The organism is Rufibacter roseus (genome assembly GCF_001647285.1).
GTDB lineage: Bacteria > Bacteroidota > Bacteroidia > Cytophagales > Hymenobacteraceae > Nibribacter > Nibribacter roseus.
The window spans coordinates 139,367-159,904 of sequence record NZ_LRML01000001.1 but is presented as its reverse complement, the minus strand read 5'-3'; the positions used below and the strand labels follow the sequence as shown (position 1 = coordinate 159,904).

Annotated in this window: 12 protein-coding genes; 8 read left to right on the top strand and 4 right to left on the bottom strand. The window is 48.0% G+C overall.

Annotated elements, in window-relative coordinates; all coding sequences use genetic code 11:
- Positions 1–153: 153 nt before the first annotated feature.
- A complete protein-coding gene (gene mutM, locus A8O23_RS00535; protein WP_066615298.1) occupies positions 154–969 on the bottom strand; it encodes a DNA-formamidopyrimidine glycosylase in 816 nt (271 codons plus the stop codon).
- A gap of 280 nt (positions 970–1,249) precedes the next feature.
- Between mutM and A8O23_RS00530 the strand changes: the two genes are divergently transcribed.
- The 5 genes from A8O23_RS00530 (at position 1,250) to A8O23_RS00510 (ending at position 10,900) form a co-directional block, all read left to right on the top strand.
- Positions 1,250–1,795 (top strand): YfiT family bacillithiol transferase, encoded by a 546-nt coding sequence (locus A8O23_RS00530; RefSeq protein ID WP_066615296.1) that lies wholly within the window; start codon positions 1,250–1,252, stop codon positions 1,793–1,795.
- 239 nt (positions 1,796–2,034) lie between these two features.
- The gene (locus tag A8O23_RS00525; RefSeq protein ID WP_161486670.1) at positions 2,035–5,472 is read left to right on the top strand and encodes a DUF7948 domain-containing protein; all 3,438 of its coding nucleotides are present in this window, start codon (positions 2,035–2,037) and stop codon (positions 5,470–5,472) included.
- Positions 5,473–5,750: 278 nt separating this feature from the next.
- Positions 5,751–9,758 (top strand): DUF7948 domain-containing protein, encoded by a 4,008-nt coding sequence (locus A8O23_RS00520; RefSeq protein WP_066615293.1) that lies wholly within the window; start codon positions 5,751–5,753, stop codon positions 9,756–9,758.
- 177 nt (positions 9,759–9,935) lie between these two features.
- Entirely contained in the window at positions 9,936–10,502 is a 567-nt protein-coding gene (locus A8O23_RS00515; RefSeq protein WP_066615292.1) for a hypothetical protein, read from the top strand.
- A 116-nt stretch (positions 10,503–10,618) separates the two neighbouring features.
- Entirely contained in the window at positions 10,619–10,900 is a 282-nt protein-coding gene (locus tag A8O23_RS00510) for a (2Fe-2S) ferredoxin domain-containing protein (protein ID WP_066615291.1), read from the top strand.
- A gap of 57 nt (positions 10,901–10,957) precedes the next feature.
- Here A8O23_RS00510 and A8O23_RS00505 read toward each other — a convergent pair whose 3' ends face one another.
- The 3 genes from A8O23_RS00505 to A8O23_RS00495 form a co-directional block, all read right to left on the bottom strand.
- Positions 10,958–11,494, bottom strand: a complete 537-nt coding sequence (locus A8O23_RS00505) for a ferritin (RefSeq protein WP_066615286.1) — start codon at positions 11,492–11,494, stop codon at positions 10,958–10,960.
- A 134-nt stretch (positions 11,495–11,628) separates the two neighbouring features.
- Positions 11,629–11,982, bottom strand: coding sequence for a hypothetical protein (locus tag A8O23_RS00500; protein ID WP_066615284.1), 354 nt, complete (start codon positions 11,980–11,982; stop codon positions 11,629–11,631).
- A 174-nt stretch (positions 11,983–12,156) separates the two neighbouring features.
- Positions 12,157–12,423 (bottom strand): hypothetical protein, encoded by a 267-nt coding sequence (locus tag A8O23_RS00495; RefSeq protein ID WP_066615282.1) that lies wholly within the window; start codon positions 12,421–12,423, stop codon positions 12,157–12,159.
- 146 nt (positions 12,424–12,569) lie between these two features.
- On the opposite strand from A8O23_RS00495, the gene msrA reads away from it, so the two are divergent.
- The 3 genes from msrA (at position 12,570) to A8O23_RS00480 (ending at position 20,529) form a co-directional block, all read left to right on the top strand.
- Positions 12,570–13,232 carry a peptide-methionine (S)-S-oxide reductase MsrA gene (msrA, locus tag A8O23_RS00490; protein ID WP_066615280.1) on the top strand — a complete coding sequence of 221 codons (663 nt, stop codon included), beginning with the start codon at positions 12,570–12,572 and terminating at the stop codon, positions 13,230–13,232.
- Positions 13,233–13,583: 351 nt separating this feature from the next.
- Positions 13,584–16,940: a transcription-repair coupling factor gene (gene mfd, locus A8O23_RS00485; RefSeq protein WP_066615278.1), complete on the top strand. Its 3,357-nt coding sequence runs from the start codon at positions 13,584–13,586 to the stop codon at positions 16,938–16,940.
- A gap of 103 nt (positions 16,941–17,043) precedes the next feature.
- Positions 17,044–20,529 (top strand): PAS domain-containing protein, encoded by a 3,486-nt coding sequence (locus A8O23_RS00480; RefSeq protein ID WP_082882817.1) that lies wholly within the window; start codon positions 17,044–17,046, stop codon positions 20,527–20,529.
- Positions 20,530–20,538 lie beyond the last annotated feature (9 nt).

Sequence of the window (20,538 nt, the reverse complement as noted above, 5' to 3'; positions counted from 1 at the left end):
TTGTTGCTCATGAATAGCGTCTGTTCAAAAGACTTTGTAGCGTCTAGAGGATCTGCGAGCCTCTACGCCACTAGTCGTTTTTGACGTGTTTTTAAGAAAATAGCCCTAAAACAGAGAATTAACCAGAAGAATACAAGAAGCCAATACAGCTAATTACACCTGGCAACTGGAGCAGAAATAGGTAGCCCTTCCGCCCACATAATCTTTCTGAATATTTGATGCGCAGTGCGGGCAATGTAAATGCGCATCGGCTGAAGCTGCGGCGGGAGCAGTATCCCACTCTCGGGCATGGATGAGGTAATGGGCCGGGAAGTTCCGGTAAACGGCTTCCGCTTCTATAGCTGTTTTCAGCACATCTCTTATTTTTTCTGCCAACAGCTCCACTTCTTTACCTACCAAAGAACCAGCGGGGCGTTCCGGATGCAAGCCAGCCTGAAATAAAACCTCATCGGCAATCCAGTTTCCTATCCCTGGGGCAATGCGCTGATCTAACAAAAGAGCTTTAATGGGTGCCTTTTTCCGCGTCAAGCCTATAGCCAACTCTTGGGAGGTGATTGTAAGAGCATCAGGTCCCAGCTTTTTTTGCTTCCGGAAGACTTCTACACTTTCTGTTATACCTATTCGGCCAAACTTACGGGAATCCAGAATGGCTAGCTTAAAACCATTTTGAAAGTGAAACATAGTACGGGCAAACCTTGGCGTATCAGCTTCATCTTTAAAATACGCCACATCGCCGGTCATTCCGAAATGAATAGTCACCACCTGCCCTTTCTCAGTAAACAAAAACAACTGCTTCCCCAGCCGCTGGCTTCCTGTGAACATATTCCCAATTAAAGCGCGCCTGAACTCATCCAGATCTAACAGAAGCTGACGTTTGGGGTCTTGCACCTCTACCTCGGATATGGCCTGCCCCAGGCTGGTTTCTTCTATAAAGCGACGGAAAGTTTCAACTTCAGGTAGTTCAGGCATTCTGTCTTGTTTTTTGCCTGTTTTACGAAAACTAAATCAAAAACAGTAGAGCTTATTCAAAATTTAGATTTCATCTGACAAAGGCCATTGCAGCTCTTAAGTCAAAACTCTATCAAAAAGACCGTATTTAATCCGCAACTTTAGATGGCTAGTACCGTTTGGTGTGTACCCCCTCTTTAGTAAATCCTTCTCCTGTTTTCCGGCCATTTTTTAAAAATCAGCCAGAAAGCAAAATTTGAGTTGCCAAGTTTACATCCTATTAAGAAAATTTCCCGCAGTCATGGAAACACCTACCCTCACTATTGAACAGCTCCGCTTTCCGGTGGGCCGTTATGAGCTACCTACTGTTTTTCAATCTAAAATAGTTAAAGAAGCCATGGCAGCTATTGAAGACTTACCTGCTCAATTAGTAGATGCTGTCTCTGGTTTATCAGAAGAGCAACTTGACACACCCTACCGCCCCAGCGGGTGGACCTTACGCCAGGTAGTTCATCACCTGCCAGACAGCCACATGAACAGCTATATTAGGTTTAGGTTGGCGTTAACCGAGGAGCGCCCTATCATAAAGCCCTATGATGAAACTGGCTGGGCGCAATTACCTGATGCCTGTACTGCTGACCCCGCTGTTTCTTTACAGCTATTAGCTCCTTTGCACGAACGATGGACCATGTTACTGCAATCGCTTACGTTTGAGCAGTGGCACCGCACCTTTGTGCACCCTGAGGGCGGAGAAATTTATCTTTTTCAGGCAGCTGGCCTCTATGCCTGGCACGGTAGGCATCATTTGGCCCACATCATGTCATTAAAAGAACGCATGGGCTGGTAAGACTATCAATTCCAACAGAAATTAACCTTTCCATCAAAATCTTAAGCTGAATAAGAACAGGAGGCGTGTTAAAAAGCTGATTTATAATCAAATTTAATTTAATTTAGTCGGAAGTTTTTTTTCTGACGATGCGCCTTACTGTTACACTTTTTTTCATTTCAGCCTACTGGTCCATACTCCAGCTTTTTACCGGAGCCCCTGTACCAACTACCAAGCCCCTGCCTGCCTCTACAGTGTCAATGCCTGCTCCTGTCAGTGTACATGATGACCGTTCCCTTGAGTTTGTGGAAAACAAGGGGCAATGGCCGGCACAGGTAAAGTTCTCTGCTGAAATACCATCCGGACGCATGTTTCTGGAACCCACAGGTTTTTTGTATGTGCTACAAGACCCCGCCGCAAAGGCCAAGGCTCACAATCATGACTCTGGCACAACCCAACCCACCGCAAAATCAGCCGACACTGGCAAAGCAAAAGCTCATGCTTATTCTGTTTCTTTTGAGGGAGCAAACGTTCACTCGCTTACTCAAGGGCAAGAAATCACTCCGGGCGTAAGAAATTACTACTTGGGCAAAGACCCTAAAAAATGGGGCAGCGGCGCTAAGGGGTATAGGCAGGTGCAGTATAAAAGCCTTTACCAAGGCGTAGACATGGCTCTATACGAGCAAAACGGAAATCTTAAATATGATTTACACGTTGCCCCCGGCACCTCCCCGGCACAAATAAAATTGAAGTACAAAGGCGCCACCCGGCTTTCTTTGAAAGAGGGCAATCTTCTCATTGAAACATCAGTGGGAACAGTGACAGAGCAACGGCCGGTGGCTTTTCAGGTAGTGAACGGGCAGCGGCAGATTGTGCCCTGCCAGTATGTGCTGAAAGGGGAAACTCTTTCATTTGCTTTTCCCGAAGGGTATAGCACAGAGCTGCCACTGGTCATTGATCCGGTAATTGTATTTTCAACTTTCTCCGGCTCATTTGCTGACAACTGGGGATTCACCGCCACCCACGACAGCGAAGGCAACATGTACTCAGGGGGCATTGTGGATAATGTAGGTTTTCCGGTTTCTTTAGGAGCGTTTATGATGACCCATAATGGAGCCTGGGACATTAGCATCATCAAATATAACACCCAGGTAAGCGGTACAGCTTCCCGGTTATATGCCACCTACCTGGGCGGCAGCCAAACCGATACACCGCATAGCTTGGTTGTAAACCAAGACGATGAACTTCTGATTTTGGGCACCACCGGTTCTAATGACTACCCCACGTCTGCCAACGCTTTCAGCCGAAGCTTTAAGGGCGGAACGCCTATTACTCCCTTGGGTGGCTCGGGCAATCCCTCTTATAATGGCGGATCTGACTTAATTGTCACCAGGCTTAGCAAAAATGGGGAGCAAATGATTGCCTCCACCTTTTTGGGCGGCACCGAAAATGATGGCATAATGGCTTTCCCGAGCGGCATAGGTCTTTCTTTGGTGAAGAACTATGGAGACCAATATCGTGGCGATATTGTGACTGACCCTGCTGGAAACGTGTACATAGCCTCAAACACCATGTCCACTGATTTCCCGGCCAAAAATGGATTTCGGTCTCAGTCTAACGGCGGACCTTATGATGCCATCATCACCAAGTTATCACCTGACCTTAGCAATATTGTCTGGAGCAACTATTTTGGAGGCAGTGGCTTAGATGCCGCCTACTCTATTCAGGTAGACAAAGATTACAACGTTTTTGTAGCTGGAGGCACCACCAGTGCCACTTTACCCGGCAGTAACTTGGGCTACCAAAAATCATTGAGCGGCAACGTTGACGGTTTCGTGGCTAAGATTAACTCTGCGGGCAATGGAGTACTGGCTACTTCATATTTGGGCACCACCAACTATGATCAGGTCTACTTTTTACAGCTCGACGCCATTGGAGACGTGTATCTTTTTGGCCAAACTCTGGGGAATTACCCAGTTACCAACGGTACTTACCGCAATGCCAATGGGCGCCAATTCATACATAAATTAAGCGCCAACTTAGCTACCTCTGTCTTCTCTACCGTGTTCGGGGCAGGCAGAAATACCGTTGACATTTCACCCAGTGCGTTCTTGGTAGATGACTGTCAGCGTATCTATGTCTCTGGCTGGGGGGGTGGCTCCAACGCAACTTCTTATAATAACGGTAACACCTTTGGCTTACCAGCAACCAGCAACGCGTTACAAACTACTACCGACGGCGGTGATTTTTATCTGATGCAGCTTGGCACGAATGCCTCAGAGTTGCTGTACGCTACTTTTTATGGCGGCGACCAAGGCGTAACTGGAGGTAGTACTGAACACGTAGATGGTGGCACCAGCCGGTTTGACAAACGAGGCTTCGTTTATCAAGCAGTTTGCGGAGGTTGCCAACGGAAGTCTAACTTTCCTATGCCACCTGGCGCTAATTACTTTTCCAAAACCAATCCTAGTCCAAACTGTAATAACGCCGCCTTTAAATTTGATTTTGTGGAGGAGCTTTCTGCCGATGCCGGAGAAGACAAAAAAGTTTGCTTTAACGGTGACCCACTCCGTCTGGAAGGGTTTCCGGCTGGCGGAGTCTGGTCAGGCACTGGCGTATCGGTGAGCAATGGCGTGTACTGGTTTAATACCATGCCGGAATTAGTAGGTAATCATGTGCTGACTTATACCGTAACTGGTACAGGGGCCTGCTCCCGCAATAGCACCATGGTTCTGACGGTAGAACCTCCCACGGAGCATACTATCACCATGGCCGCCAATGAATTTTGCTCTAATTCGTCAGAACCCGTTTTAATGGAAGCTCAGCCTGCGGGCGGAACATTCTCTGGCAAAGGAGTAGTGGGCAACACCTTCATTCCTTCTGTAGCCGGAATAGGCAAGCACACTATTATTTACAAAAACACTGGCCAGAACGGTATTTGTGGTGAAATCACAAAAGAGGTAACTGTGTATATTCCTTTGTTAAACCTTGGCCCAGATACCGTGCTATGCCCTGGCAGCACAACTCCTTTCCAGCTTAAGGCCAATTTTACCGGCGGTACCTGGTCAGGGCAACACGTAACAGCAGATGGCACATTTACGCCTCCGGCCAACTTTACAGGCTCGGTGGAACTTACCTATTCTATAGCGACACCTTGTATAGCTACTGCTACCCGCCGGGTGCAGGTGGCACCCGTGCCTATTATTCAGGCCGCGTTAGCCAATCCTTGCCCAAATATTTCCACCATTTCCGGCTTTGCTCCTTTCAATGCGTCTTTCACCAACACCACTACCAACGCCACCGGCTATGTCTGGGACTTTGGTGATGGCGAAACCTCAGAGGAACAAACTCCACGTCACCTGTACACCAAACCCGGCACTTATAAGGTGCTGCTTACTGCTATGTATGGCAACGGCTGTGAGATTCAGCAAGAAGTTGCCCAGGTGGTGGTAACCGAAAGTTTTGTACCCAACATCATTACCCCAAACGGCGATGGCAAGAATGATACCTTTGTACAAAACTTTAGCTGCCTGCCTACAGAACTGGTGGTTTACAATCGCTGGGGCAAAGAGCTATACCGCGAAAAAGAATATAACCAAAACTGGGACGGAGGAGTCTTGTCTGAGGGCACTTATTTTTATATTCTCACTGACACCGAAGGCAAAACAGCAAAAGGCTGGGTGGAAATTGTCAGGTAGGCCGTTCTTCCTCAACCCAATGTAGGCTGGCGCTGTTTTTAGCTTATTTTCAGGAAAACAAGCTAAAAACAGCGCCAGCCTATTCTTTTTTATCCTAGAATAACTCCGTCTGTACTTATCCTAGAATAACTCCGTCTGTACTGACTTTATACGGTAATTCAAACCTTTCTAAATCACTTTAAAGGAGTGGCAGCCTTATTAAAAGTAAGTTTTGGCTGATTTCTATTATAAATTAGTTTATTTTAGTCAACAGCTAACTGATACTGTGCCCCACCTCCATGCTACTTTTCGTTTCGGCCTTCTGGTCTCTTTTTCTTTTCTTTCAAGATAGGCCTACCCTGCTCTCGGCCCCCGAAGCTATTACCGCCTTAGAAGCACCCACTGCGGTAGTAAACGCACCTGACGAGCTTTTGTCGTTAGAGTTTGTGGAGAATAAAGGGCAATGGCCAGCCCAGGTTCATTTCGCCGCCGAGACCCCGGCCGGTAAAATGTTTCTTGAATCTACCAGGTTCGTTCAAGTTTTGCATGACCCCACACCCCGGCCTTCTGCTCATAACCCTGCGCCATCTATAGGCCAGGCCAATGCAAAAGCTGCTTCAGGGCAACTGCTAACGCATGCATATTCTGTCTCTTTTGAGGGAGCCAACAGGTCCACCACACCACAAGGGTCAGAAGGTACTTTTGGCATAAGAAATTATTTCATAGGCAACGACTCTAAAAAATGGGGTGCAGGGGCGAAAGGGTTTAGAAAAGTTCTGTACAAAGACCTGTACCAAGGGGTAGACATGGCTTTATATGAACAAGCTGGCAAACTTAAATATGACCTCTACCTCGCCGCAGGCTCCTCCCCTAGCCAGATAAAAATTAAATATGAAGGTGCCAGCCAGTTGAAATTAGTAGATGGCCATCTCGTCATTGAGACTTCCGTGGGCAAAGTAACCGAACACCGGCCGGTTGCCTACCAGATAGAGAACGGGCAGCGGATAAATGTGCCTTGCACGTACCAGTTAAAAGGCCAGACCCTTCGCTTTTCTTTCCCGGAAGGGTATGATAAAAAGAAAGAATTAATTATTGACCCTGTTGTAGAATTTTCCTCGTTCACGGGCTCTACTGCTATCAACTGGGGCTTTACTGCCACCTATGACAGCCAAGGCAACATGTATTCTGGTGGCATAGCTTTTAGCACAGGCTACCCAGTATCTCTAGGCGCCTATGAAACTTCTTTCAACGGCGCCATTGATATTGCTATCATCAAGTATAAAACCAATGTAACCGGTCCGGCCGCTCGGCTGTATGCCACTTACCTGGGGGGAGATAATACAGAAGCGCCTCATAGCATGGTAGTAAATGCCAAAGACGAGCTGGTAATTTTGTCTAGCGTGGGCTCAAGAGACTTTCCTACCAGCGCAACCGCCTTTGACCGAAGCTTTGGGGGCGGGCCCAACATCAGTCCTCTTGGCTTCCAATCCGGCAATCCTCATTATACCCAAGGCTCAGACATTGCCGTTACCATCTTAAGCCAAGACGGCAGCACCTTATTGGCTTCTACGTACCTAGGCGGAGGTGACAACGACGGTTTACTTGATCGGTTCCGGTCAATACCCAGCAATCCGTTGGTGAAAAATTACGGAGATCAGTTTAGGGGAGATATTATTACAGATACAGATGGCAATATTTACCTGGCCTCCAGCAGTTCTTCCGGTGATTTCCCAACCATAGGCGGTCTCAGCAACCAACCGAACGGTGGCTTAAACAACGCTGTTATCTGCAAGCTTTCCCCCTCCTTAGATAAATTAATTTGGAGCACCTATTATGGTGGTTCAGGAGCGGATGCCGCCTATTCCATTCAATTAGATAAAGATCGTAATGTATACGTGGCTGGTGGCACCACCAGCACCACTCTACCTGGTACTGCCGGAGGGTTGCACCCAACATCATCTGGCTCAGTAGATGGCTTTGTGATAAAATTATCCAGTACCGGAGACAAAGTTCTGGCTGCTACGTTTATAGGCACCGCTGCCTATGACCAAGCCTACTTTTTACAGCTAGACCCCAGTTCCAATGTCTACTTGTATGGGCAAACCATGGGCAACTACCCTGTTTCTGCGGGCGTGTACAGCAAACCTAACAGCCGTCAGTTCATTCACAAACTCACTCCAGACCTAAGTTCAACGGTTTTTTCTACGGTATTCGGTTCAGGCACCTTTAACATAGACATATCACCCACGGCCTTTTTAGTAGATGACTGTGAGCGCATTTACATAAGCGGCTGGGGAGGAAGGGCCAACGTTGACAGCTACGGCAATGGGTACACTACTAATTTGCCCGTCACTCCAGATGCGCTGCAAAGCACCACCGACGGAAGCGATTTCTATTTAATGCAGTTAAGTGCCGGAGCCCTTGAATTACAATATGCCACCTTCTATGGTGGCCGCCAAAGTACTTCACTTTCCGGTGAACACGTAGATGGCGGAACCAGCCGATTTGATAAGAAAGGTGTAATCTATCAGGCGGTTTGCGGTGGCTGCAGCGGCCCTAACGACTTTCCGGTACCTCCCGGGGCACACTACTTTTCACGTGAAAACCACACTCGCTGCAACAATGCAGCGTTCAAGTTCAACTTTGAAGTCTCTAATGCAGGAGCAGGCCCCAGTATGCCTCTTTGCGTAGAAGCTGGCCCGCTTTTACTAACAGGTAGCCCTGCGGGGGGCGTTTGGACCGGCACAGGCGTGGAAATAAGAAACGGCCGCTATTATTTTGTCCCCACCCTCAGTATGTTAGGCGACCACACCCTCACCTATACCGTTCATGCCACTGGTACCTGTACCCGCTCCAGTTCCCGTACCATTACAGTTGTTCCCAAGGTAGAATATTCTTTTAGTGGGTTAGAGCCGGTTGTATGTCAGGGAGCTGAACCAGTTACTTTGGTGGGTACTCCCTCAGAAGGCACGTTCAAGGGGCCCGGTATAGTAGGCAACGTATTCAACCCCGCCCTTGCCGGACCAGGCACCCACACCATTACCTACAGCCGCGAAGGAGAAGGTAATTGTTCTTTTGTTTCAAAGCAGGTTCAGGTGTCTCCTACTGTCACTGTACGTGCCGGAGATGACCGTACTATATGTACAGACCAGGGCCGAATTCAATTGTTTGGTTTTCCGGGGGGTGGCAACTGGAGCGGGGAAGGAGTCATCAAAGAAAATAACCAGTTCTTTTTCTCCGCCTCTCCTGGAATGGCGGGCAAAAAGACCCTTACCTATACCTCCAGCGGCCCCTGTCCTTCATCAGACGAAATAATAGTAGAGGTGATTCCTAACCGAGAGTTAACTTTTACCACATTGCCCCCTCAGATTTGTATGGATGCGAGTCCTATTACCTTGCAGGGCTCAGAACCTAATTCCTATTTTTATGGCCAAGGAGTAGAAGATCACGGAAATGGAACTGCTACTTTTTACCCAAACAGAGTGGGGTTTTCTTTCTTTGCCTTTATCAGTTATGCCTCTAATCTGCCTTGCTCAAAACTGGTACAGCAGAGAATTGAGGTTATACCTCCCCCCATTGTAAGACTCTCTCCTGATACCCTTATTTGCTTAGGAACCACTACTCCGTTTCAGCTTAGGGGAGAACCGGCGGGTGGAAAATGGTCTGGACTTCATATTACACCAGAGGGAATCTTTACGCCACCCACCGGGTTTGTTGGTCCTTCTATGGTAACCTACACTACCACCTCCAGCAATGGTTTATGTACAGCTTCGGCCAGCAAATATGTGGCAGTGGCTCCCCTTCCCAACATTAATGTGGCTCTGGCCAATGAGCTTTGCTTCAACAACCCTGAGGTGACAGGATACGCTCCGTTTAACGCCACCTTCTCTAACGCCACCACCGGTGCCACTAGTTTTGTATGGGATTTCGGCGACGGCAGTCAATCAACAGAAGTAGAGCCTAAGCACACGTATACTCAACCAGGCACCTACAAAGTAATGCTAACCACCACCTACAGCACCGGCTGCCAAGATCAGCGGGAGGTAACCCAAATAAACGTAGCTCCCAATGGAATCCCCAATATCATTACACCTAACGGAGATGGGCTGAACGATGTATTTTTCCAGAGGTTCAGTTGCTTGCCAACTGAGTTTGTTCTTTACAACCGCTGGGGGAAAGAGGTACACCGGGAAGCTAATTACAGGCAAAATTGGGATGGCGGCTCCCTCTCTGAAGGAACTTACTTCTACCTGCTCAAAGACACTGAAGGTAATTCAGCCAAAGGGTGGGTTGAAATTGTACGGTAACTGTTTTACGTAACCACAACTAATCATTAAAGCGGCTGTTTGGGGCCTGTTTTTGGAAAAACAGACCCAAAACAGCCGCAGTCTTTTTACTGCTACATCACACATTCACATCGAACTCTTCTGGGTTCGTTAGAGTTTTTATACTTTTAGACCAATATTTTTTACATAACAGATACTATGGCCCAACGCCGGAAACACTCAACAGGGGTAAACCTGCTTCCCTCTTCTTCTAAAATGGGACGCTTTGTATTTGCCACCGTTCTTATTGTGGTGGGGTTAGTCCTCATTTTTGTGAAAGATTTAAGCGGCGGAGCCCGCTATGAGAAAGACTTGGTTACCAAAGAAGGCACCCTCACCAATTACTCTTTTAAAAAAAATGAAGCCGGAGAAAAAGCTTACGGCATATGGCTGCGTGAATTCACTGAGTTGCTGATGTTACCCCAACACCAAATGGCCAACTTTGACACCGCTGCCTTCAAAAACCAGATAAAGCCCGGTGACCGCCTGCAAGTACAGTACAACAAACGGGAGAACCCAATGAACAGCGGAGGCACGCGCACCCTGTACGGTTTATCTTCGCCTGCCAAAGACAAAATATTCTTCACCGGTGAAGAAACCATAAAGCAAGAAAAGTACGACTGGCTTGCCTGGCTATCTTATGCACTCATTGGTTTAGGTACTGCCTTGTTCATTTACCAGATCGTAAAACTGAAAAGAGAAGAGCAGGAGGCACCCGCGGATTAAGCTGTTTTTCACCTGTTTTCAGAAAATCACACCCAAAACAGAGAGAACAGCCTAAAGTGTGTTAGCCAAAGGCTACTTCTGCCGTACAAGAGAAGAAAGGACCCAACCACAGACCTATGAGCAAGGATAATATAAAAGCACCCCTCCAGGTTATCTATGCCTGCTCCGGCAGCAAGTGCCAGAAGCGGGGCGGCAAAGACATAAGAAAGATGATGCGCGAGCAGCTGAAGATGAATGGCATGAAAGACGAGGTCGAGATTATTAAGACTGAGTGCACTGACCGCTGCAAGCATGGCCCCATCTTCTGCTTTCAGCCCCAGAACCTCTGGCTGCATGACATGACCGACTCCCAGATTCTACAGGCTTTTCAAGAACAGATCTTACAACGCAACGCATAAAAAAATCCCGCAGCCTTTACCAGACTGCGGGATTTTTGTTTCTATTCTAGATTGGTTTTATTCGTCACCACCGTTATCATAGCTGATCTTACGAATGGCTTTGTCAATCTCGTAGCGGCCGGTGCCTTCTTCGCCAATCACATCAAATAGCTCAAGGGCACGACGGGCAACATACTCTTCTTCTACCTGCTCTTGCAAGAACCACTGCAGGAAGTTAAAGGTCACAAAGTCTTTGGCTTTCATGCAGTGGTCGGCCAGGCGGTTAAACTGCTGGGTCACGAAAATCTCCTGCTGCAAGGCTTTCTCAAATACATCACGGAACGAGTCATACTCCTGCGGAATGTTCACCACTTCCGGTGAGATGGCGTGGCCGCCTAAATCGCTCACGTAGTTGAAAAGCTTGAGCATGTGCTCGCGCTCCTCGTGGCTCTGCTTCATGAAGTAATCGGCGCTTACGTCAAAACCCTGACGGTTGCACCAGCTAGACATGGCTAAATATGTGGCTGAGGAGTGGGCCTCTACTTTTATCTGTTCGTTTAAGAGCGTCTCTATTTCTTCAGAAAGAGAGGTACGCATTCTCAATAAATCTTTCATGCTTTTATCGGTTTTTCAGAAGTGCTTTCAGGGGCACCTCCAATTCAAATATACCGGTAAAAGACATTAATTGTTTATCTGCACCCAACGGAAAGGGTAATACAGATTCAGTCTAAATACAGAAAAAGGGAAGATTAGCAGTAAGCGGGGCTGTACAGGCACTCATGCAAAATACTATTTAACGCCATCATGGCCTTAGCACCCTGCAACAGCTCCTGAAACCGAAGCACCTCGGTCAGTGTCAGCACGAAGCAGCGCTCAGAGCGGTTGGGCATCAAAACGTACACGTCAGCAGCGCGGGCCGGGTTCTTAGCCATTTCGGCAACGTTGATAGCATCAACGTGCTGTTTCAGGTCCAGAAAATCGGCTACCTTGAAAGGAGAAATACCGCCGGCAAATTCCACGAAATAACAGTTGTAGCGGTTACATTGGTAAACGGCACCAAAGGCGGTGCGGAACAGTTCGTGCAGGTTGGTAGGCGTAGGCATTGGGGTATTCTACTTGGTATTTCTAAATCAACACTACAAATGTAGGCTCTGTTTAGAATTAGTCCAAATAATTTAAGCTGATTTTTATCATCTTCGCTAATAATAACAAAGAGCATTTTGGGTTTGCTTTCTGAAAAACAGCCCCAAAACGCTCCTACCCTTCATAAAGAACCCTTAGTCCCTGTTCACCAATTTATTGAAGCGACTGTCTTTTTCGTCCTGGTACAGGAACGCCAGCTTCTTTTCTTCAAACCTCTCAAAAAACTCATCCCAGCTAATGTCCTCCAGGTTGTCTTCGGCGTAGCCCGGGAAGTTAATACGGAGCAACCCTGCCTCATCTCCGTCTCCGGTGCCTTTTACTGTGGCTGGCTTGCCGTCGCGGGCTTCGGCCCATTTTTTGATTTCATCGTGGTTGGTGGTAGTTTTCGCTGATTCTGACATAGTTTTATTTCTTTAGGTTAGCGGTTTCAATTATTAAGCACTATCCGTTTTAGCGGCCTGCAGCAGAAAATGTTACCTGAATCTTCAGAAACTATTGCCCTACCTTATCAGTTTTACTTATACCAGTTTATTACATACAAGACATTATGAGACTTCTAACATATAGCCTACTTCTGTTGCTGGGCATTGCCTCCTGCGCCCAGAGCCAAAGCAGCACGCAAACGGCACCAGCTGAGAAAGCGGTCACGCAATTACCAGCCTCCGCAAAAAAAGAAAATTTAGCTGTGGCCACTTTTGCCGGCGGGTGTTTCTGGTGTACCGAAGAGGCCGCCGAAAAGCTAAAAGGCGTGCATGAGGTAATTTCGGGCTACACCGGCGGCCATACCGCTAACCCTACATATGAGGAAGTAAGCACCGGTACCACTGGCCACGCAGAGGCGGTGCAGATTTACTATGACAGCACCGTTGTTTCTTACAACACGCTACTAGAGGCTTTTTTTGCCGCCCACGACCCCACCACGCTTAACCGCCAAGGTCCTGATGTTGGAACCCAATACCGTTCGGCTATCTTCTATAGCACACCTCAGCAAAAGGCGCAGATAGATGCGTACCTCAAAAAGCTAAATGCCACCCGCGCTTTCCAGGCGCCAATTGTAACGCAGGTAGCCCCGCTTACAGAGTTTTACCCCGCCGAGGAAGAGCACCAGGATTTTTACCGCCACAACCCTAACAACCCCTACATGCGCGCCGTGTCTAAACCCAAGCTGGAGAAGTTTAAAGAAAAGATGGAAGGGAAGCTGAAGGAGTAGGTTTCGTTGTTCGTTATTCGAAATTAGTGTTTAGTTGTTCAAGGCTTTAGAACCTACTCTCCCTCTATGGCGCGAAAGTTACTTCCGTGACTTATCCAGCTATAAACAGCCCGCTGCCAATCAATAGATTTTATGTTGGCTAATGGTGATGGCTGACACACTCGCATGTCAGCAAAGCACCGCGAAGGCTACTGTGCATGTATTCTTCTGTTTTTCCTTTGTTTTCCAAAAAACAGTAGCAAAAAGGAATCTTTCCCACTCGAATAACGAATAACGAGCAACGGATAACAAGTTTCAGTAACCAGAGAGAATGGCTAGCTTTGCCTCTGATAATCCTGAAAAGATTTACCTTTGAAAGCAACTCAATTTTTAGACCTGTACCGCCAAGACCCCGTTGTGCAGACGGTAGGCCAGCACCTGCAGGCTTCTGAACCGAAACATATACAGCTGAAAGGTTTGGTAGGCAGCCAAGATGCCGTGGTGGCCTCTGCCCTACAGACCTTGCAAGCCGGCACGCACTTATTCATCTTACATGACCGTGAAGAGGCCGCCTATTTCTACAGCGACCTATCCAACTTGCTGGAAGACCAACAGGAGGTACTGTTATTTCCTAGTTCCTACAAGCGCGCCTATCAGTTTGACCATACCGAAAATGCGAACATTCTGCTCCGCGCCGAGGTACTCAACAGACTGAATAACCGTGCGGGTGCCGGCGCTATGATAGTGACGTACCCTGAGGCGCTCACCGAGAAAGTCATCAACAAAAGATCTTTGGTGGCCAATACCTTAGGCGCAAAAGTAGGCGAGAAACTGGATGTAAACTTCCTGACCGAGGTTCTCAACAGCTATGATTTTGAACGCACAGACTTTGTGTATGAGGCAGGCCAGTTTGCTGTTCGCGGCGGCATTATAGATGTATATTCTTATGCCAATGATTTGCCGTACCGCCTAGAGTTGTTTGGTGATGAGATTGAAAGCATAAGAACATTTGACCCTAACACGCAGCTGAGTGTAGAGCAGAAAAAACAGATTTCCATCATCCCTAACGTGCAGACCAAGCTGCTGCAGGAAACCCGTGAATCTTTCCTTGATTTTATTCCGGAAGACAGCAAAATCTGGGTGAAAGATTACCGGCAGACCGTGGAGGTAATAGGTGAATCTTACGAAAAAGCCGAGCAATCTTTTCTGGAGATGCTGGAAGGCAGCGCGGGCGTTCAGATTGTCTCTAAACCCGAAGATCTTTTTGAGAGCGGCAAAGCCTTCAAAAAAAGGCTGGAGGCGTTTACACTGGTAGAGTTCGGCAAGCGGTTTAACTTCAAAAATGCCGAGGTGGTGCCGTTTCAGTCGCACCCACAGCCATCGTTCAACAAAGACTTTCAGCGGCTGGTCACTAACCTGCACGAGAACCAGAACAACGGCTTTGTCAACGTCATAGCTGCTGAATCTCCGCGTCAGGCAGACAGGTTGAGAACCATTTTTGATGAGTTAGACCACGACGTGCGGTTCCATCACCTTATGCTGGCTCTGCGCGAAGGGTTTGTGGACGACCAAGTAAAACTGGTGTGCTATACAGATCACCAGCTGTTTGAGCGCTTTTACAAGCATAAAACCAAAGAAGGCTATTCTAAGTCAAAAGCTCTTACTTTAAAGGAGCTCCGCACCCTAAAGCCTGGCGACTACGTCACGCACATGGACTACGGCATTGGCCGTTTTGCGGGGCTGGAGAAAGTGGAAGTAGGCGGTCGCATGCAGGAAGCTATCCGTCTCATTTACCGTGATGATGATCTGCTGTACGTGAGCATTCACTCCCTGCACAAGATCAGCAAGTACACGGGCAAAGAAGGCACGCCGCCTACTATGAGCAAACTGGGCTCGCCGGAGTGGGAAAACAAGAAAAAGCGTGTCAAAAGCAAGGTAAAAGACATTGCTGCCGAGCTTATCAAACTGTACGCCAAACGCAAGAAAGCCCCCGGTTACGCCTTCAGCAAAGATGGCTTCCTGCAAGCCGAGCTGGAATCGTCGTTTATCTATGAAGACACCCCAGACCAAGGCAAGGCCACCGAAGACGTGAAAGCTGACATGGAACAGCCTCACCCCATGGACCGGCTGGTTTGCGGCGATGTGGGTTTCGGGAAAACAGAGGTAGCCATACGCGCCGCCTTTAAAGCCGCCTGTGACGGCAAGCAGGTAGCAGTGCTGGTGCCTACCACAATTCTGGCCATGCAGCATTACAAAACGTTCAGAGATCGTTTAGAGGCGTTTCCGGTGAATGTAGAATACATAAACCGCTTTAAAACAACCAAACAGATAAAAGAAACTTTGGGCCGCCTGGCCGAAGGCAAAACCGACATTCTCATTGGCACGCACCGCATCGCCAGCAAAGATGTTAAGTTTAAAAACCTGGGCTTGTTGATTATTGACGAGGAGCAAAAATTTGGGGTAAAGACGAAAGACCGGCTTAAGGAAATAAAAGTCAACGTAGACACCCTCACCCTCACCGCCACCCCTATTCCGCGTACGCTGCACTTTTCGCTGATGGGTGCCCGTGACCTTTCTGTCATTGCAACGCCGCCACCCAACCGCCAACCCGTACAAACGGAACTACATGTGTTTGATGATGCCCTGATTAGAGATGCCGTAGCGCATGAGCTCAAACGCAAAGGGCAGGTCTTCTTCGTGCACAACCGCATTTCAGACATTGAGGAAATGACCAACCTAATTCTGAAGCTGGTGCCCGATGCCAAGGTAACCTACGCCCACGGCCAAATGGACCCCGAGGAGCTGGAAAAACGCATGATGCGCTTTGTAGAGGGCGAATACGACGTGCTGGTCAGTACCAACATCATTGAAAGTGGGTTAGACATACCCAACGCCAACACTATTATCATTAACCGGGCGCATATGTTCGGGCTAAGTGACTTGCACCAGATGCGTGGGCGCGTGGGCCGCTCTAACAAGAAAGCCTACTGCTATTTATTAACGCCACCCGTTTCCGGACTACCGTCCGATGCTCGTAAACGCCTGAGCACTCTGGAAGAATTCTCTGACTTGGGTGAAGGCTTCAAGATTGCCATGCGTGATCTGGACATACGGGGCGCGGGCAATATGCTGGGGGGTGAGCAGAGCGGCTTTATCAATGACCTCGGTTTTGAAGCCTACCACCAGATTCTGGACGAGGCCGTTCAGGAGCTGAAAGAAACAGAGTTCCGCGATTTATTCTTCAAAGAACTGGAACTGGAAAAGCTGGTGGAGCCTCTGCGGGAATGCTCAGTGGAGACCGATCTTGAAATTCTGATTCCAGACTCCTACATCAGCAACATTTCTGAACGCCTGCAAATGTACAGCAAGCTAGACAGCGTGAAAGACCTGGAGAGCCTGGAGAAACTGGTGGCGGGCATGGTAGACCGCTTCGGCCCTATGCCGCCGGAAGTGGAGCAACTGGTGGCCATTGTAAAAATGCGCTGGGAAGCCTGCCGCCTCGGTTTTGAAAAACTCACTTTGAAGAAAGAGACGTTAAAAGGGTATATACCAAGCCAGAACAATGAATCTTTCTTTCAATCTGAAACCTTTAGCCGCATTTTGCAGTACGTGCAGCAGCACCCACGCCGTTCTAGGTTGAAAGAGGCCAAAGACAAACTCATTGTGATTGTTGAGGATATATCTACCTTGGAGGCGGCCAAAGCTGTGTTTGAAGACATGCAGACATAACTGCTGTTTTAGGGTTGTTTTATTGAAAACAGCCCTAAAACAGCAGTTATGTTCATTACCCTAATATAGCAACATGGGAGCTTAGGCCCCTTTGCCCAACTGAATGAATTCTCCGAGCATGAACGCCTCTACAGAACCTGCCACTGCCCTTGATCTTCAAGTGATCTTCAGGGCGCTGCCAGGGCTGTACCTTGTGCTTTCTCCAGATTTCATTATTCTTGAGGCCAGCGAAGCCTACCTGCAATCTACCTTAAAAGACAGGTCTATAATAGGTAAGTACCTGTTTGATGCCTTCCCAGATAATCCTGACCTACCGCAGGCAAACGGAGTGCTTAACCTGAAGCAGTCGCTTGAGTATGCCAGAGACAACCGCGTACCGCATAAAATGGCTCCTCAACGGTATGACGTCACCAAAGCAACAGCGCAGGAAACTGAGTTTGAAGAAAAATACTGGCAACCCCTCAACTCACCGGTACTAGATTCAGCAGGCGAGGTATTGTACCTTATTCATCAGGTAGAAGACATCACGCAACTGCAGAAGCAAAGGCAGGAACAGGAAATAGCTACGGGCAACCTGCAGTCTTTTGTAGAGGCCTCAGGCGGTGTTTCCTGGGACTATGACATCAAGAGCCAGAAGTTCTACTGGGGCAAAAGCTTTGAAAAAATCTTTGGCTACTCCGTATCAGATGCCGGTGAGTCGCCTTCGCTGTGGGACGAGCGAGTTCACCCGGAGGAGTATAAAAAATTACGCGACAGCCTGAACAAAGCTGTTAATCAGCAGGAAAAAGTTTGGACTGGAAAGTATCGGTTTCAGAAAGCGGACGGCACCTACACCCAGGTTATGGACCATGGCTACATTCTGTACGATGACGAAGGCAAGCCCTACCGCATGCTGGGCACTTTGGTAGACATTGATCGGCAGCAGAAACATGAACGGCTGGCCAAAGAAAATCTGGAGCGGTTTCAGCTGTTAGCCAAAGCAACCAATGATGTCATCTGGGATTGGAACTTGAAAGACGACAGTATTTGGTGGAACGAAGGGTTCAAGGTCACCTTTGGCTACAAACAAGAAGACATTGAGCATGACATCAACTCCTGGTACGGCCGTATTCACCCAGATGACGCAGAGCGTGTAGTTCTCAGCATACACCACGTAATTGACAACGGTGGCATTAATTGGCAAGACGATTACCGATTCAGGAAAGCAGACGGTACTTATGCCGACATCTTTGACCGGGGTATAATAGCCCGAGACAATAACGGCTCCCCAATCCGCATGATTGGGGCTATGGTAGATATCACAGAAAAAAACAGGTACGCCGCTGAAATAAGAGCCAGTGAGCAGCATGTGAAGGCACTGCTGGAAGGGATACCCGAGATAGCCTGGGTTGCCCACGCCGATGGCTATATCTATTACTACAACAAAGCTTGGTACGCCTACACCGGCAACACCGGCCCAGATGATGGCTGGGACGGAATAGTACATCCAGAAGACCTTGCATTCACTATTGAGAGATGGTCACGGGCGCTTGCCACTGGTAAAGAATATGTAAATGAAGCCAGGCTGAAGCGGGCATCTGACGGGCAGTATCGGTGGTTTACCATGCGGGCTACCCCCCTGCACGATGAGCAAGGGAATATACAAGCCTGGATTGGGGTAGACACCGATATTCAGGAGCAGAAAGACATTCAGCAACATCTGCTTGACCGCGACGAGTATGTGCAGCGCATGCTGGCACAGGCGCCGGTACAGTTTGCCGTCATCAAAGGGGAAGATTGGGTAGGTGATTTTGCCACTCCGCAGTTTAAGTTGCTGGTAGGGGGCCGCGACATAGTAGGCAAACCTTTCAAAGAAGCCCTTCCAGAACTAAAGGACCAAGGTTTTTTTGAAATACTGGAAGACGTATATACTAACGGAAAACTGCACCGGGGGTATGAGCAGCCCGCTTACCTTGACCGCAAAGGAAATGGAGAGCTGGAACTGGGGTATTTTGACTTTATTTATCAGCCTCTCTTCAATGCCGACACCACTGTTGAAGGTGTAATGATTCTAATAGTTGAAGTAACCGAGCAGGTTATTGCCAAACAACAGGCAGAGAGTCTCACGGCAGAACTCAAAGCCTCACATGACCGCCTCACCCAGGTAATGGATGCCATGCCACACATGACCTTTACCACTCAGCCAGATGGTTATGTGACTTATTACAGCCAACAATGGTATGAATTTCTGGGCGGCACCCGCGACACCCTCTCCTATTGGGGCTGGGAAGATTTCATTCACCCTGATGACATAGAGAAAACGCTTTCCGGCTGGAAGAAGTCCTTACGTACTGGCGAGAAGTTTACCATTGAAAACCGGTGGCGACCCAATGAAAATGTAGACTACCGCTGGTTTTTGATGCGGTGTGTTCCTGTCAGAGGCTCCAATGGTGAAATTATCATGTGGGTAGGTTCTCAAACAGATATACAAGAGCAGAAAGAGGCGCAGATGGCGCTACAGGAAAGTACAGAACAGTTCCAGTTCCTGGCGGAAAGTATGCCACAACTTGTCTGGACATCAGACCCTAATGGCTTTCATGACTACTTCAACAAAAAATGGGTTGAATTTACTGGTTATGATTTAGAGGCTAGCAAAGGAACACAGATGTGGAAAAACCTACTACACCCCGATGACCAGACAAGGGCGGCCAACCGTTGGCAAGAGTCATTGATGACAGGCAAACCCTACCAGATAGAGTACCGTTTTAAACGCGCCTCTGACGGTGAGTGGCGTTGGTTCCTGGCTCGAGCCCTTCCCATTCTTGACCAGGAGGGGAATATTGTACGTTGGTTTGGCACCTGTACCGATATTGAAGAGCAAAAACGTAATGAGGAGCTTTTGGCTGAGACAAACAAAGAACTCCACACCATTAATGAGGATTTAGACAGCTTTGTGTACACTGCCTCGCATGACCTGAAGCTGCCCATTATCAATATGGCTGGCATTTTCCATGAGCTGATTAAAAACGTCACGTTTCATGACTCAGATGCGGAACTACTTATTGGCATGTTTGATAAGTCACTGCAGCAGATTAACGCCACTATTTCAGATTTGTCTGAAATAGTGAAAGTACAGAAGAACATAAACGCTAACCGTGAGAAAGTACAGCTTACTGAACTAGTTGAGGAGGTAAAACTCAGTATTCAAGACATGATTCAGGCTTCTGACGCTAAAATCAATGTTGATTTCACACAGGTGCCAACCCTTACCTTCTCCCGCGTAAACCTTAAAAGTATTTTTTATAACTTAATCAGCAACTCGGTAAAATACCGATCAGAAGCCCGCACTCCGGTAGTGAATATAAGTACCCATAAAGAGGGTGATTACGTAATATTAACCGTACAAGACAATGGCATGGGCATGAACATGGAAAGGCATGGCCCTAAGATGTTCCAGATGTTCAAACGTTTTCACAACCATGTGGCAGGCTCCGGTTTAGGGCTTTACATTATCAACCGTATATTGCAGAAAAACGGGGGGCATATTACCGTACAGAGCCAGGAAGGTCATGGCACCACCTTCACTGTTTATTTTAAAGAAAGTTATTAAGCGATATAG

Excerpts from the sequence above, each read along its gene's own strand:
- mutM (WP_066615298.1), bottom strand. The coding sequence starts at position 969 with ATGCCTGAACTACCTGAAGTTGAAACTTTCCGTCGCTTTATAGAAGAA.
- A8O23_RS00530 (WP_066615296.1), top strand. The coding sequence starts at position 1,250 with ATGGAAACACCTACCCTCACTATTGAACAGCTCCGCTTTCCGGTGGGC.
- A8O23_RS00525 (WP_161486670.1), top strand. The coding sequence starts at position 2,035 with ATGCCTGCTCCTGTCAGTGTACATGATGACCGTTCCCTTGAGTTTGTG.
- A8O23_RS00520 (WP_066615293.1), top strand. The coding sequence starts at position 5,751 with ATGCTACTTTTCGTTTCGGCCTTCTGGTCTCTTTTTCTTTTCTTTCAA.
- A8O23_RS00515 (WP_066615292.1), top strand. The coding sequence starts at position 9,936 with ATGGCCCAACGCCGGAAACACTCAACAGGGGTAAACCTGCTTCCCTCT.
- A8O23_RS00510 (WP_066615291.1), top strand. The coding sequence starts at position 10,619 with ATGAGCAAGGATAATATAAAAGCACCCCTCCAGGTTATCTATGCCTGC.
- A8O23_RS00505 (WP_066615286.1), bottom strand. The coding sequence starts at position 11,494 with ATGAAAGATTTATTGAGAATGCGTACCTCTCTTTCTGAAGAAATAGAG.
- A8O23_RS00500 (WP_066615284.1), bottom strand. The coding sequence starts at position 11,982 with ATGCCTACGCCTACCAACCTGCACGAACTGTTCCGCACCGCCTTTGGT.
- A8O23_RS00495 (WP_066615282.1), bottom strand. The coding sequence starts at position 12,423 with ATGTCAGAATCAGCGAAAACTACCACCAACCACGATGAAATCAAAAAA.
- msrA (WP_066615280.1), top strand. The coding sequence starts at position 12,570 with ATGAGACTTCTAACATATAGCCTACTTCTGTTGCTGGGCATTGCCTCC.
- A8O23_RS00480 (WP_082882817.1), top strand. The coding sequence starts at position 17,044 with ATGAATTCTCCGAGCATGAACGCCTCTACAGAACCTGCCACTGCCCTT.